The organism is Paenarthrobacter sp. TRD_SC_7 (assembly GCF_056156245.1).
Window position 1 is genome coordinate 2,285,821 of the sequence record NZ_CM149587.1, and the last position, 21,496, is coordinate 2,307,316.

A 21,496-nucleotide genomic window follows, 5' to 3' on the forward strand; every position below is an offset into this window, starting at 1 on the left:
ATGTGCAGCGCGCTACGCCGCCGGCTTCAACCAACCGTAAGGACTCTTTCGACATGACCACACCTGTGCAGGCCACTTCCGATCCACAACCGGGGCTCATCGCCCGGTTGTCGGCTGAAGCGCTGGGATCGATGTTCGTTGTGCTGGTAGCTGTGGGTGTGGCAATCTTCTCGAACCCCTCAGGTGCGCCACTGCCGGCAGCCTTGGCAACGGGGCTTACGGTAACAGTGGCCATGTTGGCCTTCGGCTACGTCTCCGGAGGGCACTTCAATCCGGTGATCACTTTGGGCAACCTGATCGCGGGCCACATCCGGGCCATCGCTGCCCTGGCCTACATCGCGGCGCAGATTCTCGGCAGTGTGGTGGCCGCGGCCTTGGTCTACTTTGTGGTGATGACCGTACCGGTCCTCACGGACGCGCGGGCGGCCTTCGGTTCCACGGCTCCGGGGTTCGGCGAGCATGCGGCGGCCCAGACGCAAATGGCAGGCGTCCTGCTGGTTGAAGTGGTGGGTTCGGCCCTGCTGGTTGCCGTGTTCCTCGGTGCGACAGCCGGTCGCCGAGCCATTCCGGCCTTGGCTCCCTTCGCTGTAGGACTGTCGGTTTCTGTGCTGCTCCAGTTCGGACAGGTCCTCGGCAATCTTCCCTTCAACCCCGCACGCGCAACCGCCCAGGCCTTCTTCAGCCCGTCTTGGGCGTTGGACGGATTGTGGCTCTTCTGGGTGGCACCGTTGATGGGTGCCGCACTTGCCGGACTCGCCTTCCGGGGATTCCGTGGCCTTTCCTCGACCAATGACGCCGAAACCGGCGACCTTCCGGGCAGCAGCGATGGCGTCAACGATGCCTTCGATGACGCCGACGACCTGCCGGAGGACATCGAGGCCAAGGATGCAACGCCGAAATCCGAGGCCGTGTTGCCTGCACCGGCTGCGCCCGCCAAGGATGACGCACGCGACTTTTTCGACGGCAAGAAGGGCTAGCAACCGGCTAGGGTCGACGTCTGGCGGCTTGTCTGCGCTTTATTGTCGGTGGCCCCGGTTAGCTTGGAATTATGCGGTTACTCCACACATCGGATTGGCATCTGGGCCGATCGTTCCACGGCGTTGGCATGCTCGAAGCCCAACGCAACTTTGTGGACCAGTTGGTGACGTTCGTCGAAGCAAACTCGGTGAACGTCGTCCTGATCGCGGGCGACGTTTACGATCGCGCCCTGCCGGGCTTGGACGTCGTCAAACTGCTGGACGATGCCCTCGTGCGCCTTACCCAGGCCGGCGCCAGCGTGGTGCTCACCAGCGGTAACCACGATTCCGCCATCAGGTTGGGTTTCGCTTCCCGCCTGCTGGAGCGCGGGGGAGTGCACTTGCGCACGCACGTGGAGGATCTGGACGTGCCAGTGGTTTTCCCTGTTGGAGCGGAAGGGGAGAGCCAAGGCCAGGTGGCCATCTATGGCGTTCCGTATCTTGAACCCAGGCTGGTGGCCGAGCGGCTGGGCGTGGACAACGCAAGCCACTTCGACGTCACGCAGGAAGCCGTGGAGCGGATCAGGCGCGATGTTGAGCATCGGCGCGAAGCCCGGCCCGTTTATCCGGTGGTCCTGGCACACACCTTTGCCAGCGGAGGCATCACGTCGGAGAGCGAGAGGGACCTCAGCATCGGAGGGCTTGGTGCCGTGCCCCTGGACCTCTTTGAAGGTTTCACCTATACGGCGTTGGGCCACCTTCACGGCCGGCAGCAATTGGCCGCCAATGTCCGTTACTCAGGCTCGCCGCTGGCCTATTCCTTTTCCGAAGCCAAACACCTCAAGGGTGCTTGGCTGGTGGACATCAGTACAGCTGGCGAGATCGACGTCCGGGAACTCGTGTGGGAAGCGCCCAAAAACCTCGCCGTGCTGCGCGGCACGCTGGACGACCTCCTGGGATCCGACCATTATGCCTGGGCGGAAGGGGCCTACTGCCAGATCACGCTTACTGATGCGCAGCGGCCTAACCAAGCCATGGAGCAACTGAGGACACGCTTCCCGGACACCCTGGTCCTGGCCTTCGATCCCGAAGGTGCCGGGACCCGGACCACGACGAGCTACAGTGATCGCCTCGCCGAGGCTCGGGACGATCTCGGCGTCTGCTGCGGCTTTCTGGAGCATGTCCGGGACCGTAGCGCCGGGGATGCCGAAGAAGCTGCGCTTCGTGAAGCACTCGAAGCCGTTCGCTTGGAGGAGGCGGAACTGTGAGAATCCATCGCTTGGAGATTGAAGCTTTCGGCCCGTTCGCCACTGCCCAGCACATCGACTTCGATCACTTGGGGGCGCAGGGACTCTTCCTCCTCAACGGCGCCACGGGAGCAGGTAAGACCAGCATCCTTGATGCCATCTGCTTTGCCCTGTATGGAGCCGTGCCCGGCGCACGCCAGGAAGGAAAGCGGCTTCGCAGCGATCATGCCGCACCCTCGGCCGAACCACGCGTCGTATGTGAATTCTCGGCACGCGGCCGGCGCTTCGAAGTGACGCGGTCGCCCGCATGGGAACGCCCGAGTGCGCGGGGCCGGAAGGGGTTCACCACCCAGCAAGCGAAGACCCTCCTTCGGGAACGGATCGATGGAAGCTGGGAGGAGAAATCCTCAAGGAACGACGAGGTTGGCGCGGAACTGTCGGACGTTTTGGGAATGGACAGGGAGCAGTTCACCCGCGTGGTGATGCTTCCCCAAGGTGACTTTGCGGCGTTCCTTCGATCCAAGGCCAACGACCGCCTGGAACTCCTGCAGAAACTCTTCGGCACACAACGCTTCGAGGCCGTCGAGCGCCAGATCGCACGTCAGGCGGCGGAAGCCGCCCGTGCCGTGCAGGAGAACGCGTCGGAACTCAAGATGTTGCTTGACCGGGTTGCTGCAGAACGCGAGCAGTTGGGGCTCGACGGCGCTGAGTTGGAAGACGGTGGCACCAGCGCTGGAAATACGGATGCTGGAACCGCTGCCGGCGAGGAGCCTGAGTCATGGCTGGCCCAGGTGGAAGCCATGGTGAGCGCTGAATGGACGCGGAGGAAAGACGAGGCAAGCCACGCCGAGTCCCTGTCCTCGCGCCTTGCTGAACAGGTACAACAAGCTCAGGAAAAATCGTTGCGGCATGGTCGGCTTGGAGCCGCAATGCAGAGGCGCGTCCTCCTTGAACTGGCCGCGCCGCGGGCACTCGAAAACAAGGACAAACTGGGGAGGCATCGCCGGGCTTCTGTTCTGAGCGGCCAGCTTGATGCCGTTGAGTCCTCCGCACGCAAGTACCAGGCAGCCGTCGCACAGGTTGAGGAGATACGGGGGAGGCTCGAAGCAGCGGGCTTGGACGCAGCAACCCCCACCGCATCCCTTGAGAGCCTCAAAGCCACGTATGCGGTTCTCGAGGCCCGTCTTCCTGACGAACAGCGCCTGGAGGACATGGCTGCCCGCCTTGCCGCCAAGCGTGGCGAGCAGGCAGACCATGAAGCATCCGCGGATGAGGCCGTGGCCACGATGGAACGGCTGCGTGAAGAAGCGTCAGTTGTGAGCGGCCTGATCGAACCCCTGGAACCGGTAGCTGATGGGCTCGCCGAACTGGAACGCGAAACAGCCGCAGCTGCCGAGCTGGTAGGCATCGTTTCCCGCCACGCCATGGCAGCCCATGAGTTGGAAATGATCTCCGCGAAGCACCTCCACGCCCGCGCCACGTCACAGGATCACCGCCAGGAATGGCTTGACGTTCGCGAGCTCCGCCTGGCCAACGCGGCGGGGGAGCTGGCTGCGGCGTTGGAGAGCGGTCAGCCGTGCGCTGTGTGCGGGAGCGTGGACCACCCGCACCCCGCCGCTGCGGTACGGTCAGCCCTGTCCTTGGCCCAGGAAGAGGAAGAAGCCAGGGAGCGGTTCGACGCCAGCGAGAAGGCCCTTGGGATCCTTGCTGAGCAAATGTCTGCAGCAGCCCAGGTCCTTGCCGGATTGGCGGCCCAGGGCGGCACCTTGGATGCTGAAGAGGCGGATTCACGGCTGGCGTCTGCCCAAGCGGCTGCCTCTGCCGCGAAAAAGGCATCAGCGACCCTGGAACAGCTTCGGGGCAAGCAGGAGGTCATTAACAAGAGGCTCGCACAAGTGCAGGAGCAACACGCAGAGGACGCCGGCGCAGCTGCCCGGGCGTCATCGGCAGTCCTTCACCTGCAGGAGCAGCATGACGCCCTTCAGGCAGACCTGGCCGGTTTGCGGGAGGATTTCCCGAGCCTGCGTGAACGTTTGGACGCCCTCTCCGCCGAGCGCAAGCTCCTCCAATCGGCAGCTGATGCTGACCGGGAACTCGAGCGGGCAGGGCAAGCCCAGGCCGACGCCGCCGTATCGCTCCAGAGCGCCTTGCCTGACTCCGGGTTCGGCTCGGCCGAGGAAGCGCGCCGGGAACTCCTTCCACCGGCCGATGTGGTTGGCCTGGAGAAAGACGTGGCTGATTTCGATACTGAAACGGCTCGGTTGGATGAGTTGTTTGCCAGTGAGGACCTGGTCCTGGCAGCCAAGGAAGTGCATATCGGCGAACTCCCGTTGCCCGAGCCTGAACTCGCGGAGGCGAAGTTTCACGCGGCCAGCGCGGCGGACGCGGCGCGGGCCGCAGCTGTGGCGGCGGCGCTTGCCGGCAAGTCGGCCGCGGCTGTTGTCCGGTTCCGTGACGAGTACAACACCTTGGCCGAGGCCGGCAGGGAGCCGCGCAACCGGGCTCGCATCCTGGCCGAACTGGCTGACACTGTTCGGGGTGCCGGGGACAACAACTACCGGATGAGCCTGAACGCCTATGTGCTGGCGGCCCGTTTGGAACAGGTCGCACTCGCAGCCTCGGAAAGGCTCGTTGCCATGAGCGACGGCCGCTACACGCTGCAACACACCGACGCCCGGGCGGCACGGAACCAAAAATCCGGGCTTGGCCTGGAGGTGGTGGACGAGTGGACCGGCCAACGGCGCGACACGTCCACCCTGTCCGGCGGCGAATCCTTCATGGCCTCGTTGGCCCTGGCCCTCGGCCTGGCTGACGTTGTCCAGCAGGAAGTGGGAGGAGTCGACATCGAGACCTTGTTCGTCGATGAAGGCTTCGGCAGCCTGGATGAACAAGCGCTGGAGCAAGTGATGGACGCCTTGGAAGGACTGCGCGACGGCGGCAGGGTAGTGGGGTTGGTCAGTCACGTCGCGGAGATGAAGCAACGCATCACCAACCAGCTTCAAGTGGTCAAAGGACGGCACGGTTCCAGCGTGCGGATTGCCGAAGCAGTTCCGGTCTGACAGGTATCCGATAGACTTAACCCGTTACACCGGGTCGCGCGCATCGGGAGGAGGGACGATGCGCACTCTTTAGCGAACCGGATTAATGGAAAAATCTTCTGTGGCCTCCCAGCCCTTGTCATCAGCGCCTACACGCTCTTCACGCCTGCCAGGCCGTTTCGCACGCCTTCCGGAACTTGCAGGACCTGGTTTCCTGCCGCTGGGCCTCTTCGCCCGGCTTCCCCTGGCCATGTTGACCGTTGGCACTCTGACGCTGGTGACAGCAGTCAGTCATTCGTATGCAATCGGCGGCATGGCTGCCGGAGCGGTCGGCATCGGCTCGGCTTTGGGCGCACCCGTTCTTGGCTCGTTGGCTGATCGCGCAGGGCAGCGCATCGTCCTGCTCGTCGCCGCGGTCATCAATACCCTGGCTGTTGCCGGACTCCTGGCCGCGGCCTATGTAACTCCCGGCTACAGTTCCGTGGCCGATGCCACAGGCGTCCTGATCGCAGCCTTCCTCGCAGGCGCCAGCTGCCCCCAGGTCGGTCCCATGGCGCGCGTGCGCTGGATGGCGCTGACCACCCGTAACCTGTCTCCGAGCGTCCCTGGCGGAAGCAAAAGCGTCGCCGCCAACCGGGCGGACTTGGACACCGCCCTGTCCTACGAGGGCACTGCGGACGAGGTCACCTTTGTTCTTGGCCCGGCCTTGGTGGGCGTGCTGGCCAGCATGGTGGCACCGTGGTTGCCGCTCGCGCTTGCTGCTGTCATGACCATCACCTTGGTCCCCGCGTTCGCCGTCCACCCCAGCCAGCATGCCGTGGTGCCGGCGCCGCGCAAGGCGGCTGCCGGCGTCGTGGTTTCCGGAGAGCAGGGCATGCAGGCAGCCCCGTCGCGCCGCAGCCGTTGGGCAGGCGCCGTGGTGGCCGTGCCGGTGGTGGCGATGGTGTGCATGGGCACCTTCTTCGGTGCCACGCAGAACGCGCTGAGCGCGTTCTCCGCGCAGTACGCCACAGCCGAGATCGCTGGACTTCTGTACGCGGTGATGGGCCTCAGCTCAGCCGTGGCGGCGCTGTCCGTGGCATTCTGGCCGCAACGGTTCAGCTTGGCGTCCCGTTGGGTTGCCGCAGCGTTGGCGATGTCCGTTTTGTCGCTCTTACTGCTTCTCCCGGCAGGTATCTGGCCCATGATCTTTGTCCTGCTGATACTGGGCATTCCCGTGGGGCCGGTGATGGTCACGGTCTTCAGCATCGGCGGAGTGGTGGCACCGGCAGGGCGCATGGCAACGGTGATGACGGCGCTCGCCAGCGGGATCGTGGCTGGAACAGCACTGGGCTCCTACCTGGCAGGGCAATTGGCTGAAACGCAAGGCCCGGGTGCGGCATTCGTCGTTTCAATGGCGGCTGCGGCCGGCCTTTTGCTGCTGGGTGCTGTCACTTCGCTGGTGATGAAGCGCCGGCCTCAGATATAAGTACTACACACTGTTGCGGTAGCCGGTAGGGGAGTTACCAAACGCTGCCCGGAAGATCCTGCTGAAATGTGCGGCGTCGGTGAACCCCCACCGCGCTGCGATGGCAGTGACCGGCCGATCAGCCAGAACCGGGTCCCGGAGGTCGCGCCGGCATCGCTCAAGTCGTCGTTGCCGGATGGAGGAGGCCACGGTGGTGCCTATTTCCTGGAAGAGATCGTGCAGGTGCCGGGTGGAGATGTAGTGGGCGGACGCGATGGTCCCAGGGGAGAGCTCAGGGTCACCGAGGTTGGCTTCGATGTAATCGTGGATGCGGCCCAACAGCAGGAGATGCGGGTCCCGGCCTGTCTCGATCAGCTGGTCGAGTTCGCCGTTGAAGAGCGTGGTGACCAGATCCAGGGCGTTGTGGACCAGCCTGAGCCCATTGGTACCCGAGAGGGCCTCGAGGTTGTCGGCCAGTTTCACCAGGAAGGGGCTGATGAGTTCGCCGAGACCCTCGTCACCCGGAATCCGCAAGGCAGTCACGTGGCCCATGGCCTCGGCCGGCAAGTCCAGCAAGACGTGCGGGAACATCAGCACCAAAGTGCGGAAGTCGTCGTCGAACGTTAACTGATAAGGGCGGGAGGTGTCGTAAATGGAGAGATCGCCGGGACGTAACACGGCCTCGCGTTCGTCCTGAACCAAGCGACCCGATCCAGCGAGCTGGATGCTGAGTTTGAAAAAGCGCCCCGTGGACGTGGCAATCAGCTCCGGTGTGCGCAGGACGGTATGGGGTCCGGCAGTAATCTCCACCACGGAGATCTGCCCCAGCACGCGAGCACGCATGGTTCCGTGGAAAGTTGCGTTACGGGGGCCCGTTGCCAGAAGGGGCACGAAAGAGGTGGAGATTGCCCTGCTCCACTCCTGGAACGACTCCGCCACGATGGTTTCCACGGTTGCGGGGCCCGTATCAGTCGCGACGGTCATCAAACTCCCTTTCAATGGCCCGCGGGCGACGCCGCCTCCGGGGCCGGTATGCCGATAACGCGGACGTGAGCTTGCCCACGATTCTACACCGGGGCCCACGTGCCGCCGTGCTTGCGTGCAGCGACAAATACCCTGCCGTGTGAGACAAGTCACGCACGCTCCCTGCGGTGGAAGATTGCGGAATGACAGACATCGTGCCGAGCAATCTCCGCGGCACCGAGGCAGGAGCACACTATGAGCGTGGATAACCCCGTCAAGGGCAGGACCGCCGGAACCGTCGGTACCAAAAGGCGGCTCGGCGTACCGGCAGTAACCTTCATGATTATCGCGGCCTCGGCGCCGCTGACCGTGCTGGCGGGAGGTGTGACCACTACCTTTGCGGTCACAGGCGTGACCGGCGTGCCGTTGTCCTTCCTGATCCTCGGTGGAATCCTGGCGCTGTTCGCCGTGGGCTACGCGGCAATGAGCCGCCACGTCACCAACGCGGGTGCTTTCTACGCCTACATAGCGCAGGGCATCTCCAGACCGGCTGGTGTGGGCGCATCGCTCATTGCACTCATGGCCTACAACCTGATGCAGGTGGGCATCTACGGGTTGTTCGGCTTCACGGTCTCCTCGCTCCTGTCCGCGCGGCTTGGCATCAGCGTTCCCTGGTGGATTCCCGTGCTGCTGTGCATCGCGGTTGTCGCGTGGCTGGGTGTGAACAGGGTGGACCTGTCCGCAAAGGTGCTTGGTGTCCTGGTGGCCCTCGAATTCCTGGTTGTGATCGTCTACGACATCGTCAGCCTGGCTGTGGCGCCGGAAGGCATCAGCGCAGTGACTTTCAGCCCCGAAAGCCTGTTTGTTCCCGGCATCGGAGCAGTCCTCTCCTTTGGAATAGCCGCCTTCATGGGCTTCGAATCCGCCGCCATTTACGGTGAGGAATCCAAGGACCCCAAACGAACCGTTGCAAGGGCAACGTTTGCCGCTGTGGGAATCATTGCCGTGTTCTATGCCGTCTCCGCTTGGGCCATGACCGTAGGGGCAGGACCGTCCGCCGTGATTGAGGCCGCTACCACCAATGGTCCGGACTTGATCTTCGCCTTCCTTGGCGCCCACGGGGGCGTGCTCCTCAGCGACATCGCCCAGGTCCTCTTTGTCACCAGCCTGTTCGCCGCACTCGTCAGTTTTCATAACGCCGTAGCTCGCTATTTCTTCTCCCTCGGCCGCGAGCGCGTCCTGCCGTCGGCGCTCGCCAAGGGGCGGGCGGAAAGTGGGGCACCGTTCGCCGGTTCGCTGGCGCAAACGGTGATCGCCGTCGCCGTAACGCTTGGCTTCGCCATTGCAGGTTCGGGTTCCGAACTCGGCGAACTGTACCCCGTACTGACCATCTTCACCTGGCTGACCAACAGCGGTGCCCTGGGGCTGGTGCTGCTGATGACCGTGGTGTCGGTAGCTGTGATCGGCTTCTTCCGCCGGCAGCAGCACGGGGCAAGCCTGTGGGTCAGGGTGATCGCTCCAGGTCTGGGGTTCGTGCTCCTGGCCGTCGTCTTTGTACTCATCGCGGCCAACTTCAACGTCCTGCTGGGACAGCCCGAGTCAACGGCCGCTACGTTCGTCTTGCCGTTGCTGGTGCTGCTGCCCGGGGTTGCGGGGGTCATTTGGGGCTTGCGCCTCCGGCGCTCGCAGCCTGCCTTGTACGCTCGGATCGGCCACGGCTCGGAGGACTGATAACCCGCGGAACATAGATGAAACCCCGGTAAGTTCCCACTTACCGGGGCTTCATCCGTCCCTTCCCCGGGCTAGGTCGCGGTTGCCGGATCAAGTTCCGGGCTGTGCTGGGTGATGCTGATCAGGCGGCCGTGTGCACCGAAGGTGAAGTGCACGGGTTCCGTTCCTGCCTCGTCCCATCCGAAGAGGCTGCCATGGGACCTGATGGCGTAGGGATCCCGGTGGTCGGCGACGGTGACCGAGCCGCAGGGTATGACCTTCTCGCGCCAAGTGAAGACGAAAATTCCGGGGCGGACCTGAAATACGGTGTTGGAGTCCGTGTCTGCCAATCCGCGCTCCGGACCTGCCAAGCACTGCCACGTGTACCAAGTGGGGCTGAGGTAGACGTGCTCGTAAGCATGCGTTTCGCTGTAGACCCATTCGACGCGGCGGCCGATGAGGGCACGGCTTTCGGAGATTTCCGTCCCCGTGGCGCGGTATCCATCGAGCGTCCCTGGGCGGAAATCGTGATGGACGGCCACGCTGGAGAGGGTTGCCCTGCCGAGCGTGGCGCCAATGTAGAGTGCCCGGCCGTGTAAGAGGTCCAACACCAGGGAAACGGCGAGTTCCGGGTCCTGGGGACTCTGCCATTGGGCGTAGTACAACTCTTCGGCTACCAGGAAAGCCTCGTAGGTGGATGTTCCGGCGTGGCTGGCGGCAGCCCATTGGACTTCTTCGTCGTCGAAGCTGAACGTCATGGGTGCGCCGTCACTGCAAACGGAAAATTGTTGTCCTGCCAGGTCTTGCACAGTTGGGGCCTTATTGGCGTCGAAGCCGGGGGCCAGGCCGTCCAATGGCAGCCAGTTGGAGGTGTCAAGGAGATTCAGGCTCATGGGTTCCTTCTCGTGCTCGAAAGAAGGACCGGACGGTGTGTCCGGTCCTTCTTCGAGTATTCGGGTTGCTGCGGCAGGCGTCTTGTGTGGTGGGGCACGTCACTTGGCGTGGAAGGAAGGGTTCAGGCCAGCTGGCTTTCGATGCGGGCAGCGCTGGCGGCCAGTGCCTTCCCCACAGCGTCGGAGTCCTGGTCCAAACGGATATAGACGACGGCGATCGCTGCTGGCCGCCCGCCCGGAACCCGGATGGGGGCCGCGATGGAGGACAGGCCGGCGATCACTTCGTCATGGCTGGTTGCATAGCCCAGACGGCGGGCCTCGTGAGCTTCGGCCCTATAGGGGTTTCCTGCTCCTACCTGCTGCCAGCGCTCTTCGGTCATTGTTGATTGGATGGCGATCCCAGGGGCGCCGGTGGCGATGGGGTGCCGGTTCCCCGGGTGCTGGGCGAGGGCGGCACCTGAGTGTCGCGGCTCAACGGTGACCAGGTTGATGCATTCCTGATGGTCCCAGACGGCGACGAAAGCGGTCATGTGCAGCGTGTTCGCCAATTGGGTGAGCTCCGGCAGCGCGGCTGTTTGAAGGTTCCGCGACACGCCGCGAGCAAGGACAGACAATCCCGGGCCGGGTTGAACGCGGCCGGAGTCGTCACGCACCAGCAACGAATGGTCTTCCAGTGTCCGCAGGATTCGATAGGCCACGGATCGGTGGACGCCGAGGGCTTCCGTGAGTTCGGCAATGCTGAGGGGGCGTTCGGCGGCGGCGAGAATCTCCAGCGCACGGATTCCGCGTGAGAGGGTTTGCGACGGCGGAACCTGCGTTGCTGCTTCCGGCGGACCTTTGACGTCGCTGCGGGGATTCATGCGAACCATTCTATGGTGGCCGACACTGCAGGGGTCTGTGCTTTGAGTCACAGGTTGTAGTATTCTTTCCTAACTGACCGTTCTGTCGGTTAATGCAAGTCAAGTGCCGACCAGTCACTCTCACCCCATGGAGTTCCAATGACCGAAACTTCCACTGTCGACTCACCGTCAGGACCCAGCACCAAGCGCGAAGAGCGTCGGGTTCTGGCCGGGACACTGGTGGGCACCACCATTGAGTGGTACGACTTCTTCATCTTTGCCCAACTGACGGCCACGCTGCTGGCGCCGTTGTTCCTTTCCCCCTTGGAGAAGTCCAACCCGGGAGTCGCCCAGCTCCTGTCATTCGCCACGATTGGCATTAGCTTCCTGTTCCGTCCGCTCGGTGCATTCGTTGCCGGGCACCTTGGTGACAGGATGGGCCGTAAGGCCGTGCTCGTCATGACACTGGTCATGATGGGTGCTGCCACGGCGTTGATTGGCATGCTCCCCACGTACGCCACCATCGGCGTCTGGGCCCCCATCCTGCTGATTACCCTGCGCGTTGTCCAGGGATTTTCTGCCGGAGGGGAATGGGGCGGTGCCGCACTCATGGCTGTGGAGCATGCGCCCCTCCAGAAGCGCGGACTTTTCGGCGCCTACCCGCAGATCGGCGTTCCGATCGGCATGATCCTGGCCACCGGCCTCCTGTTCCTCCTGCAGTCGGGCATGTCCAAGGAAGATTTCGCCGCATGGGGTTGGCGCGTGCCGTTCCTGCTGTCAGTGGTCCTCATTGTGGTGGGTTACCTTATCCGTCGCGCAGTTGGCGAGAGCCCCGTCTTCAAGGAAATTGCCCAGCGAAAGGCTGAAAGCAAGGCGCCACTAGGCGAACTGTTCCGTAAGAACAAGAAGGAAGTTGTCCTCGCCGCGTTGATCTTCATTGCTAACAACGCCGCGGGCTACCTACTGATTGCTTTCTTCATCTCCTATGCCACACGCACCTTGAAGATGCCCACGCCGCAAGTCCTGCTGGCCACTACCATCGCGTCGTTCGGCTGGCTCATCTTCACCATGGTGGGCGGCTGGTTGTCGGACAAGATTGGGCGCGTCAAGACGTTCCTGATCGGTTATGGACTGGTCTTTGCTTGGATGATTCCCATGTTCGTGCTGATCGATTCCAAGGACATCCTGCTTTACGGAACTGCACTGTTCGTCCTCACCATCGGGTTGGGCCTGTCCTACGGTCCGATGTCCGCGATGTACGCCGAGATGTTCCCGGCCCAGGTCCGCTACTCGGGAATTTCCATTGGGTACGCGCTAGGTGCAATTCTGGGCGGCGCCTTCGCTCCCCTGATCGCACAGGCGCTCCTGGACACCACCAAGTGGTCCGGTTCAGTGGGCCTCTACATCATGGGTCTTTGCATCATCTCCGCGATTGGCGTGATTCTCGCCAAGGAGACCCGTGGCCGGCCGTTGGGCTACAGCGTCCACCACTAGAAGCCGCTACGGAGTAGGAAAGACAGTAGAAAAAACGGGTGCGGTCCAGCGGGGCCGCACCCGTCTTTCGCGTTTATGCACGACGACGGCTACTGGCGTCCGCCGGCCCCGGCACCTTCCAGTTGGCCTACGACGTCGTCGTCGGACAACTGCTCGAAGCGTTCGTAGAAAGCGCCAACAGCATGGAACTTGCCAGGGGTGTGCAATGCCATCACAAAGTCGCAGACCCGGGCGAGCGATGTGGAGGCCTCCAGGGACGCAACCGGTACTGCTGCTACGACGGTGCTGGCACCGCCCGCCCGGACTGCCTCCACCGCTGCCCGCATTGTGGCTCCTGTCGCGAGTCCGTCGTCGGCCAGCACCACTGTTTTTCCGCGAAGATCGTGGCCAATGCCCGGGTATCTCCGGGCGCGGCGAAGAAGCTCGGCGCGTTCATGGGCTTCCACGGCATCCAAGGCAGACTGGGAAATACCGTGGGCGAGGATGAGTTCCTTCAGGGGCTTGTTGACGATCCGAAGGACGTCGCCGCGCGACCAAGCCAGCGCCCCGAAAGCGGTCTCGTCACGGCCCGGGATGCCAAGCTTGCGGACCAGTACAGCGCCGAACGGCAGGTACAGCCCGGAGGCTGCGGCTGCGGCCACCGGGACTCCGCCACGGGCAAGGCCCAAGACGATGGTGTCCGGCCGTTCCCTCAGCTGGGGGAGTCCTTCAGCCAGGCGTCGACCGGCTTCCGCGCGGTCCTTGAAACGCATGCCCATCTGCTCCACTTCCACGTAATTCGTTGCACTCCCAAGCGTACCGTCCACATCTTGCCCGGCGGCGCCCCCGCTGAAAGCATGGCCTTGTGAATAAGCCCATCGGATATTGGATCAAGAGGCTCGACGCCGCGTTGGAGGTCCAGCTCGACGCCACCCTTGCCCGGATCAAACTCACCAGGCGTCAATGGCACACGTTAACCACCCTTTCAGAGGGCGCCATGCTGCCTGATCACCTGGAGGACGTCCTGCAGCCACTATGGGGCGGCGATGCCCGTCTGCGCGAGCGCGAACTTGCGGCGTTGGTAGGGCATGGAATGATCACCATGATCGACGACAGGCTGGCGCTGAGCGAGCGCGGCCGGGAAAAATGCCACGAGGCCCAACGGCTGGTGGAAGAAGCGCGTCAGGATTTGTCCATGGGCATCGGCATTGACGAGTATGCGACCGCATTGAGCGTTTTGGAGCGCATGAGCCTTAACGCGGAGCGGCTGGCCCGCTGACGTCAGTCAGGAGTGCCAGCCGCCCACAAAACGGACTACAGTCCTACACCCGGACTCTCTTACACCCCGAGGAAGTCGACGGCAGCTTCCTTGAATGCCCGGCTGGTTATCACGTTGGTGTGGGTTCGTCCCGGGACAACAAGTGTCTCCACCATCCCGCCACGCCTGCCCGCAATGGATGCCAGTTCGGGCATGGTGGCTGCCCGTTCGTCTTTCTCGCCGGCTACGAGCAATAGAGGCATGTGCGGGGCGGCCTCCGCGGGATCAAAAGGTTCGCCCTTGATGGCCTCGATGAGTGACAGCATGGCGAACAGATTGTTGCTTGGAAGCATCTGGGCCATCTTCAGCAGCCCGGCCGTGGACGCGTCCTCAATGGGAGTGCCGTCGGCCAGGTGTCGCTGCGCGGCCACGAGGTCGAAAGCTGCCAGCGGATCTGCTGAGCTTGGCCCGCCCAGGACGATGCGGTGAACGAGGTCCGGCTGGGTGGCGCCAAATTCCCAAGCCAGCCGCGAACCCAGCGAGTAGCCGATGACGTCGAGTCCTGTGGACGGGTCACCGTCGCGCAGGGGCCGCGCTCCGGCGTCGGTCACTATCTGGAGAAGGTCAGCGCGGATTCGGCTGGGCGTGTACGAGTCCAGGTCCTCGGGGGAGTGGCTCCGTCCGTGACCTGGCAGGTCCACGGTGACCACCCGGCGGCCCGCGTCCTGAAGGGTGGTGATCCAGCCGCTGTCCACCCAGTTCAGCTTGCTGGAGGATGAGAAGCCATGGATCAGCAGGACGGGGCGCAGGCCGGCGTCGGTGGCTGGCTCATGGACTTCCACGAACAGCCCGGGGTCCGTGCCCTCGACTGTGTGCCGCTGCTGTTCCACGGTGTGCCTGCCGGTCATCATGTCAGTCCTCATCGAGTACGGCGCTCAGGCGGACCCGGCGCTTGGGTGCTTCGTCTTTAGGAACAGTGCCCACGATCCCGGCGGTGTCATCCGGAACCTCGAACACAATCAGCGGCTCGCCAACGTTGATCGTGTCACCGGGCGCCCCGTGGATACGCACCACTTTACCCGCCTGCGGGCTGGGCAATTCGAGGGCCGACTTGGTGGTTTCGAGCTCCACGATGGGCTGGTTGCGTTCCACCTGCTGGCCGGGTTCCACCAACCAGTCCAGCACGGTTGCCTCAATCAGGCCTTCGCCCAAGTCGGGGAGGGGGAAGGAAATTTCAGCCACGGCGGTACTCCAGTACGCGTTGGATCCCAAAGAGGATGCGATCGATGTTGGGGATGTATTCGTCTTCCAGGTCCCCGGAGGGATAGGGAACGTCAAAGCCGGTCACTCGCTCCACCGGCGCCTTGAGCGTTGCGAAGCAGCTCTGCGTGATGAGTTGGGCCACTTCGGCACCCAGGCCTGAGGTCAGCGGCGCTTCATGGACGACGACGGCGCGGCGCGTCTTTCCGACGGACCTCGCCAAGGCTTCTGCGTCAATCGGTTTCAGCCAGCGCAGGTCCAGGACCTCGATCTCGATGCCGTCCTCGGCCGCCAGCTCAGCAACTTGCAGGCATCGGGAGACCATGGCACCCCACGCCACGAGGGTAAGGTGTCGGCCTTCCCTGGCCACGCGGGCGCCGGTGAGGCTGCCACCGTGGGCCCCGTCGCCGTCGTGCATTTCCTGACCGGGTACCGCAGTGGTGACGTCCACCGGTCCCTTTTGCCAGTAGCGGGACTTCGGCTCCATGAAGATCACCGGGTCCGGCCGGGTGGCGGCGTGTTTCAGCAGGTGGTAGGCGTCGTGCGGGTTGGACGGTGAGACCACTTTGAGCCCCGGGACGTGGGCGAAGAGCGCCTCCAGGCTTTCGCCGTGGTGCTCGGGCGCGCGGATGCCACCGAAGCTTGGCACACGCAGGGTGATGGGCATGGGCAGGGTGCCTCGGCTGCGGTAGTTCATTCGGGCGATCTGGCAGACGATCTGGTTGATGGCCGGGTAGGCGAAACCGTCGAACTGGACCTCGGGAATGGGGTGGAAGCCGGCCATGGCGAGGCCCACGGACATGCCGAGGATGCCGGACTCGGCAAGCGGCGTGTCGAAGACGCGGTCCTCGCCGTGTTTTGCCTGGAGACCGTCGGTGATGCGGAAGACGCCGCCCAGTCGGCCGCAGTCCTCGCCAAAGATGACGGTCTTGGGGTTCTCAACCAGGATCTCGTCGAGTGCCCGGTTGAGTGCTTGCTGCATGGACAGCTGTTGAACGGCCTCTGTGCCGGTATCCGTGCTGGTGTCAGTGATGCGCGGATCGGTGATGGTCTCAGACATGTTCGGACTCCTCGCGCCACACGGTGGCCTGGGATTGAAGGGCGGGCGTTGGTTCCTGGAAGACCAGGCTGAACATTTCAGCGCCGGGCCTGGGGCCCAGGTCCGCTATGCCCGTCCGGACTGCCTCTTCCTCTTCTGCTGCCAAGCGGTGGGCCTCCGCGAAGAAGGCCTCGTCGGCCACTCCATCCGCGAGGAGTCGCTGCTTGAATCGCTCCAGCGGATCCTCGCCGGCATCAAGGCGTTCCTCGTCCAGCGTGCGGTAGCGGCCGGGATCGTCCGCAGTGGAGTGCGGACCGCGGCGGTAGGTCATGGCCTCGATTACCACGGGTCCGTTGCCGGCGCGGCAGTGGGCGAAAGCGGAACGAGTGGCTTCAAAAACAGCTACGACGTCATTTCCGTCCACCTGCAGGGAGGGGATGCCATACCCGGCAGCGCGCGCCGCGACGGAGCCGCCGGCAACTTGGCGGTCCGTGGGGACGGAGATGGCCCAGCCGTTGTTCTGGATGAAGAAGACTACGGGGGCCTTCATGACTGCGGCGAAGTTCATGGCTTCGTGGACGTCGCCCTGGGAGGAGGCGCCGTCGCCGAAGTACGTCATCGCTACGCCCATATCACCCGCGGCGTGGCCGGCAAGGGTTTGTCCGTGGGCCCAGCCGACAGCGTGCAGCACTGAGCCCGCAACCACGGCCTGAATGGGTGCGAACCTGGATTCCAAAGGGTTGTACATGCCGCCATGCCACGTGGCCTTGTGGGTGGACATATAGCCCACCATGTCCAGGCCCATCGCCCGGGCAACGCCCATTTCGCGGTAGGTGGGGAAGACGAAGTCCCGGGTCCGGTCAACGGCATAGCCGCTGCCTACCTGCGCGGCCTCCTGCCCGAGCTCCGGGGCATAGCCCGGGATGATGCCTTGGCGCTGCCAGGCAACGGCTGAGGTGTCCAGGTGGCGGACGGCTGCCATCAGGGTGTATAGCTCACGTAGCTGTTGGTGGGTGAGCGGCGCCGCGTCATCATCGACGGCGGCCAGCACAGGATTGGTAGTCATGGCTGTGACCCTAGTCACCCACTCGGGGTGTACGCAATCAGCTCAGTTCAAACGAAACACTTTGTACAATTTGGGCACATGAAGAAGCCCTGCACAGTACAAACTGTGCAGGGCTTCTTGGCGATGGTGTGCAGCCAGTTACTCGACGGGCGTGGACTGCTTGGCAGCCTTGGCCTTGGCGTTGATGAAGCAGCCGGCGGCGATGACCAGGATCAGGATGAATGTTCCGATCAGCTGCCCGGCGCTCTCCGGGTTGGCGAAGCCCACCACGAAGATGATGCCCAGCAATACGAGGCCCACGATGGTGAGGACGGGGAAGCCCTTCATGCGCAGCGGCAGCTCGACGCCATCCCGATCTGCCCGGCGGCGCAGGATGAACTGCGACACCAGCGCGGTGCCCCAGACCACCAAGCATGTGGAACCCACCAGGTTCAGGAGTGCGGGCAGGATTTGCTCCGGGAAGAGTAGTTCAAGGACCGTGGCGATGAAGCCGAAGGCGACTGAAATCCCGACGGCGGCCACGGGCACCTTGGCGGCGCTCAACTTCGACAGGAGGCCGGGAGCCTCCCCGCGCTCGGACAGGGAGAAGATCATCCGGGACGCGCCATAGAGGTTGGCGTTCAATGCTGAGAGCAGCGCCACCACGGCCACCAGGGTGATGGCCGTCCCGGCGCCGGGGATTCCCGCGACATCCAGTACCCCGGCGAAGGGGGACTTCAGGCCTTCAGAGCCCACGGGAAGGACGGCGGCGATGACAAACACCGAGCCAATGTAGAAGACGAGGATTCGCCAGACCACCGTGCGGATGGCCTTGCCCACACTGTGCGCCGGGTTCTCGGTTTCAGCTGCTGCCACACTGACGATTTCGGTGCCGCCAAAAGCGAAGATCACGACAAACAGTGCGGCAGCCATGCCGCCGATGCCGTTGGGGGCAAAGTCGCCGAACGCTGAGAAGCCAGGCGATGGGACATTGGGCAACCACCCGAAGAGCAGGGCTGCGCCGATGAGCAGGAAGATGACGATTGCTGCGACCTTGAGGATGGCGAACCAGAACTCGAACTCGCCGAAGTTGCGGACGCCCACCAGATTGATTCCGGTGAAGACCACCATGAAGACCAGGGCGAGGACCCATACCGGAATGACCGGCCAGATGGAGAACAGGAGGCCGGCAGCTCCCAGCGCTTCGGCCGCGATGACCACCACCAGTTGGAACCACCACAGCCAGCCGATGGTTCCCCCGGCGGTCTTGCCCATGGCCTTTTCGGCGTAGACGGAGAAGGCGCCGCTATTGGGGTTGGCAGCTGCCATCTCACCGAGGGCCCACATGACCAGGATGATCAGCGTACCGGCGACAAGGTAGGAAATGAGGACTGCCGGACCGGCAGCCTGTACGCCGGCGCCTGAGCCCAGGAAGAGGCCCGCGCCGATCGCGCTGCCGAGCCCCATCATGGTGAGCTGGCGCGTTTTGAGCGAATGGCCGAGGCCGGATGTTGGCGCAGGAGCCGCGATGGACTTCGTTGTCATACGTGTCTACCTTCTATGGATTACATGCTGGTTTGGCGTGCTGGCCGGGTGGGCCTGGCACGCGGGCGTCGACGACGCAGCAAGAGCCGTGGAATAATTCTCGCAGTTTGTAAGATACATCACTTTTAGCTGTAGCGATGTGATGGGTACGGATCCCCGTGGACAGGAACTTTGATGCTGGTCGATGCGCTTGATGCAAAAATTGTACGTTTCTTCACGGATTCGCCACGATCCTCGGTGCTGGAGGCCTCCCGCGTGCTGAGGGTCGCCAGGGCCACGGTGCAGTCCCGGATTGACCGAATGATTGAAAACGGGGTCATTGGTTCCTGGGTTCCGCAGCCGGATCCCGCCAATTTTGGTTTTCCCGTCGTGGCGTTCTGCTCGGTCACCATCACGCAGGAGATTGGACATGACGCCATCATCGAAAGCCTGAGTGCCATCCCCGAAATTATCGAAGTGCATACAGTGACGGGAAACTCGGATCTCATGGTGAGGATTGCGGCGCGGTCCAACCCGGACATGCAGCGCGTACTTGATGCCATGATCGCAACGAAGTCCGTGGTCCGGTGCTCGTCGGTGATTGTCTTGAACAGCCACATCCAAGGCCGCACGCTGCCGCTGATGGAAGCGGCCGCAAAGCCATTGTGACGTAAAGCATTTTGCCAAGCACGCGTTGAGTCGTACCATTAGTTCTAGTCAAGATGACTTTAACTAGCTTTCCACTTTGTGGGGATTGCTTCAGGGGGCGACGAAGCGAGGTGAACGCCGTGAACACCAACTCAGCAAACGTCGCCGAGAGGCGGCTTGCGCCGCCGTCGTTGGCCATCTCAACGGTGATTTTCGCCCTCCGTCCCAGCGAAAAGTCCGGGCGCCCCACGCTCTGGCTGCCGCTGGTCCGTCGGATCCGCGAGCCCTACAAAGACATGTGGGCCCTCCCGGGCGGACCGCTGGCCCACGACGAATCGCTCCAGGACGCGGCCTCACGGAACCTCCGCGAAACAACGGGCCTGGCACCCCAATACCTCGAGCAGCTCTACGCTTTTGGCGGCCTCCACAGGTCGCCCACCCAGCGGGTCGTCTCCATCGTGTACTGGGCCCTCGTGCAACCCACCGAAGCTGCCCTCGCGGACGAATCCGAGAATGTGCGCTGGTTCCGGGCAGACCGGCTCGGCGAACTGGCCTTCGACCACAACGCAATCGTTGACTACGCCCTATGGCGGCTCCGCAACAAGATGGCCTACGGGTCCATTGCGTACCACCTGCTGGGAGAGTTCTTCACCCTCGCCCAAGTCCGCGAAGTCTACGAGGCCGTGCTCGACCGCCAGCTCGATCCCGCGAACTTCCGCAGGCACGTCAAGGCAACACCGGAAATCGAAGAAACCGGTGAATACCTCCAAGGCGGAAAACACCGTCCACCACGCCTCTACCGCTTCACCGGCACGCCCGGCCTCGGGCCAGATAACAGGAGTACACCATGAGCAGCGTCAACACTGCCGTCCAGCTGATCACTCGCGAAGAAGCCGAAAAGGGCCTCTCCCGCGCAGGGTCCACGTGCAGCCCGGCCTTGGCCAGGGGCCCATGGGAGTACGACCTTGCCGAGTCCCTCGCCGGTGAGCCCGCCTACGGCCCCGGCGCCTCGAGCAGCGACGTCGCGCCCAAGGCCACACCCCGCCAGGGCCAGCTGCCGGAAGACTACAAGAAAGCCACCGACGCCGAACTTGACGCCCGGATCCGGGCCGCCAAAGCGACACTCGGGGACCGCGCCGTCGTCTTGGGCCACTTCTACCAGCGTGACGAAGTCATCCAGTATGCAGACTTCGTAGGCGACTCATTCCAGCTGGCCAACGCAGCGCTGACCAAGCCGGACGCCGAGGCCATTATTTTCTGCGGCGTGCACTTCATGGCCGAGACAGCAGACATCCTTTCGACGCCCGAACAGGCGGTCATATTGCCAAACCTCGCCGCGGGTTGCTCCATGGCGGACATGGCAGACGAAGACTCAGTGGAGGAATGCTGGGAGCAGCTCGAGGAAATTTTCGGCACGGACCCGGACGCATCCGGCCGGGTACCCGTCATCCCCGTCACCTACATGAACTCTTCTGCTGCGCTTAAGGCGTTCTGTGGCCGGAACGGCGGGATCGTCTGCACCTCGTCCAACGCCAAGGTGGTCCTGGAGTGGGCCTTCGAGCGCGGTCAGCGGGTGCTGTTCTTCCCCGACCAGCACCTGGGCCGCAACACCGCCAAAGCACTGGGCGTCCCGCTGGAACAGATGCCCATGTGGAACCCGCGCAAGGAACTCGGCGGCAACGACGAACAAGCGCTCCTGGACTCCCGCGTCATCCTCTGGCACGGCTTCTGCTCAGTCCACAAACGCTTCAACGTCGGCCAGATCGAAAAAGCCCGACAGGACTTCCCGGGGGTCAACGTGATCGTCCACCCCGAGTGCCCCATGGAGGTAGTGGACGCCGCCGACTCCGCCGGTTCCACCGACTTCATCAAGAAGGCCATCGCCGCCGCCACCGAACCCACCACGTTCGCCATCGGCACCGAGATCAACATGGTGAACCGGCTCGCCGCCGAAAACCCGCAGCACACCATCTTCTGCCTCGATCCCGTCATCTGCCCGTGCTCCACCATGTACCGCATCCACCCCGGCTACCTCGCCTGGGTGCTGGAGGAGCTCGTGGAAGGACGCATTGTCAACAGGATCACCGTGGACGACTCCGTGCAGGAAAACGCCAAGATTGCGCTGGAGCGCATGCTGGCAGCCAAGCCGGCCTAAG

The 21,496-nt window shown here is 63.5% G+C and carries 19 protein-coding genes; 10 read left to right on the top strand and 9 right to left on the bottom strand.

Annotation, left to right across the window (positions count from 1 at the left end; translation table 11 throughout):
• The first annotated feature begins 53 nt into the window (after positions 1-53).
• The 4 genes from AC0J5Z_RS11175 (at position 54) to AC0J5Z_RS11190 (ending at position 6,709) form a co-directional block, all read left to right on the top strand.
• Complete coding sequence (locus tag AC0J5Z_RS11175) at positions 54-977, top strand: MIP/aquaporin family protein (RefSeq protein WP_475039381.1); 924 nt, start codon at positions 54-56, stop codon at positions 975-977.
• Positions 978-1,048: 71 nt separating this feature from the next.
• On the top strand, positions 1,049-2,224 hold the full coding sequence (locus tag AC0J5Z_RS11180) for an exonuclease SbcCD subunit D (protein WP_475039383.1): 1,176 nt from the start codon (positions 1,049-1,051) through the stop codon (positions 2,222-2,224).
• Complete coding sequence (locus tag AC0J5Z_RS11185) at positions 2,221-5,262, top strand: AAA family ATPase (protein ID WP_475039385.1); 3,042 nt, start codon at positions 2,221-2,223, stop codon at positions 5,260-5,262. The genes AC0J5Z_RS11180 and AC0J5Z_RS11185 overlap by 4 nt, the downstream gene beginning before the upstream one ends.
• Positions 5,263-5,347: 85 nt before the next feature.
• Entirely contained in the window at positions 5,348-6,709 is a 1,362-nt protein-coding gene (locus AC0J5Z_RS11190; protein ID WP_475039387.1) for an MFS transporter, read from the top strand.
• Between the two features lie 3 nt (positions 6,710-6,712).
• Here AC0J5Z_RS11190 and AC0J5Z_RS11195 read toward each other — a convergent pair whose 3' ends face one another.
• Positions 6,713-7,672 (bottom strand): AraC-like ligand-binding domain-containing protein, encoded by a 960-nt coding sequence (locus AC0J5Z_RS11195; RefSeq protein WP_475039389.1) that lies wholly within the window; start codon positions 7,670-7,672, stop codon positions 6,713-6,715.
• A gap of 234 nt (positions 7,673-7,906) precedes the next feature.
• Here AC0J5Z_RS11195 and AC0J5Z_RS11200 point away from each other — a divergent pair, with 234 nt between their 5' ends.
• Positions 7,907-9,382: an APC family permease gene (locus AC0J5Z_RS11200; protein WP_475039394.1), complete on the top strand. Its 1,476-nt coding sequence runs from the start codon at positions 7,907-7,909 to the stop codon at positions 9,380-9,382.
• A gap of 71 nt (positions 9,383-9,453) precedes the next feature.
• Here AC0J5Z_RS11200 and AC0J5Z_RS11205 read toward each other — a convergent pair whose 3' ends face one another.
• Positions 9,454-10,254, bottom strand: a complete 801-nt coding sequence (locus AC0J5Z_RS11205) for a MoaF C-terminal domain-containing protein (RefSeq protein WP_475039396.1) — start codon at positions 10,252-10,254, stop codon at positions 9,454-9,456.
• A 122-nt stretch (positions 10,255-10,376) separates the two neighbouring features.
• Positions 10,377-11,123 carry an IclR family transcriptional regulator gene (locus tag AC0J5Z_RS11210; RefSeq protein WP_475039399.1) on the bottom strand — a complete coding sequence of 249 codons (747 nt, stop codon included), beginning with the start codon at positions 11,121-11,123 and terminating at the stop codon, positions 10,377-10,379.
• Between the two features lie 129 nt (positions 11,124-11,252).
• Between AC0J5Z_RS11210 and AC0J5Z_RS11215 the strand changes: the two genes are divergently transcribed.
• Positions 11,253-12,587 (top strand): MFS transporter, encoded by a 1,335-nt coding sequence (locus AC0J5Z_RS11215; RefSeq protein ID WP_475039403.1) that lies wholly within the window; start codon positions 11,253-11,255, stop codon positions 12,585-12,587.
• An 89-nt stretch (positions 12,588-12,676) separates the two neighbouring features.
• On the opposite strand, the gene AC0J5Z_RS11220 is transcribed toward AC0J5Z_RS11215, so the two are convergent.
• On the bottom strand, positions 12,677-13,360 hold the full coding sequence (locus AC0J5Z_RS11220) for a phosphoribosyltransferase (RefSeq protein WP_475039406.1): 684 nt from the start codon (positions 13,358-13,360) through the stop codon (positions 12,677-12,679).
• A 71-nt stretch (positions 13,361-13,431) separates the two neighbouring features.
• Between AC0J5Z_RS11220 and AC0J5Z_RS11225 the strand changes: the two genes are divergently transcribed.
• Positions 13,432-13,845, top strand: a complete 414-nt coding sequence (locus AC0J5Z_RS11225; protein ID WP_475039410.1) for a MarR family transcriptional regulator — start codon at positions 13,432-13,434, stop codon at positions 13,843-13,845.
• A 59-nt stretch (positions 13,846-13,904) separates the two neighbouring features.
• On the opposite strand, the gene AC0J5Z_RS11230 is transcribed toward AC0J5Z_RS11225, so the two are convergent.
• The 5 genes from AC0J5Z_RS11230 to AC0J5Z_RS11250 all read right to left on the bottom strand — a co-directional run bounded on the left by AC0J5Z_RS11230 (position 13,905) and on the right by AC0J5Z_RS11250 (position 18,713).
• Positions 13,905-14,735 (bottom strand): alpha/beta fold hydrolase, encoded by an 831-nt coding sequence (locus tag AC0J5Z_RS11230; protein ID WP_475039413.1) that lies wholly within the window; start codon positions 14,733-14,735, stop codon positions 13,905-13,907.
• 1 nt (position 14,736) lies between these two features.
• Entirely contained in the window at positions 14,737-15,066 is a 330-nt protein-coding gene (locus tag AC0J5Z_RS11235; RefSeq protein WP_017200407.1) for a biotin/lipoyl-containing protein, read from the bottom strand.
• Positions 15,059-16,144: an alpha-ketoacid dehydrogenase subunit beta gene (locus tag AC0J5Z_RS11240; RefSeq protein ID WP_475039417.1), complete on the bottom strand. Its 1,086-nt coding sequence runs from the start codon at positions 16,142-16,144 to the stop codon at positions 15,059-15,061. Before AC0J5Z_RS11240 ends, AC0J5Z_RS11235 begins: the two co-directional genes overlap by 8 nt.
• Positions 16,137-17,189, bottom strand: coding sequence for a thiamine pyrophosphate-dependent enzyme (locus tag AC0J5Z_RS11245; protein ID WP_475039420.1), 1,053 nt, complete (start codon positions 17,187-17,189; stop codon positions 16,137-16,139). Before AC0J5Z_RS11245 ends, AC0J5Z_RS11240 begins: the two co-directional genes overlap by 8 nt.
• A 138-nt stretch (positions 17,190-17,327) precedes the next feature.
• On the bottom strand, positions 17,328-18,713 hold the full coding sequence (locus AC0J5Z_RS11250) for an amino acid permease (protein WP_475039423.1): 1,386 nt from the start codon (positions 18,711-18,713) through the stop codon (positions 17,328-17,330).
• A 174-nt stretch (positions 18,714-18,887) separates the two neighbouring features.
• On the opposite strand from AC0J5Z_RS11250, the gene AC0J5Z_RS11255 reads away from it, so the two are divergent.
• From AC0J5Z_RS11255 to nadA, 3 genes are all read left to right on the top strand, one after another.
• Complete coding sequence (locus AC0J5Z_RS11255) at positions 18,888-19,361, top strand: Lrp/AsnC family transcriptional regulator (RefSeq protein ID WP_475039425.1); 474 nt, start codon at positions 18,888-18,890, stop codon at positions 19,359-19,361.
• 110 nt (positions 19,362-19,471) lie between these two features.
• Positions 19,472-20,191, top strand: a complete 720-nt coding sequence (locus AC0J5Z_RS11260) for an NUDIX hydrolase (protein WP_091468273.1) — start codon at positions 19,472-19,474, stop codon at positions 20,189-20,191.
• A complete protein-coding gene (gene nadA / locus AC0J5Z_RS11265) occupies positions 20,188-21,495 on the top strand; it encodes a quinolinate synthase NadA (protein ID WP_475039427.1) in 1,308 nt (435 codons plus the stop codon). Before AC0J5Z_RS11260 ends, nadA begins: the two co-directional genes overlap by 4 nt.
• The last annotated feature ends 1 nt before the right edge of the window (position 21,496 follow it).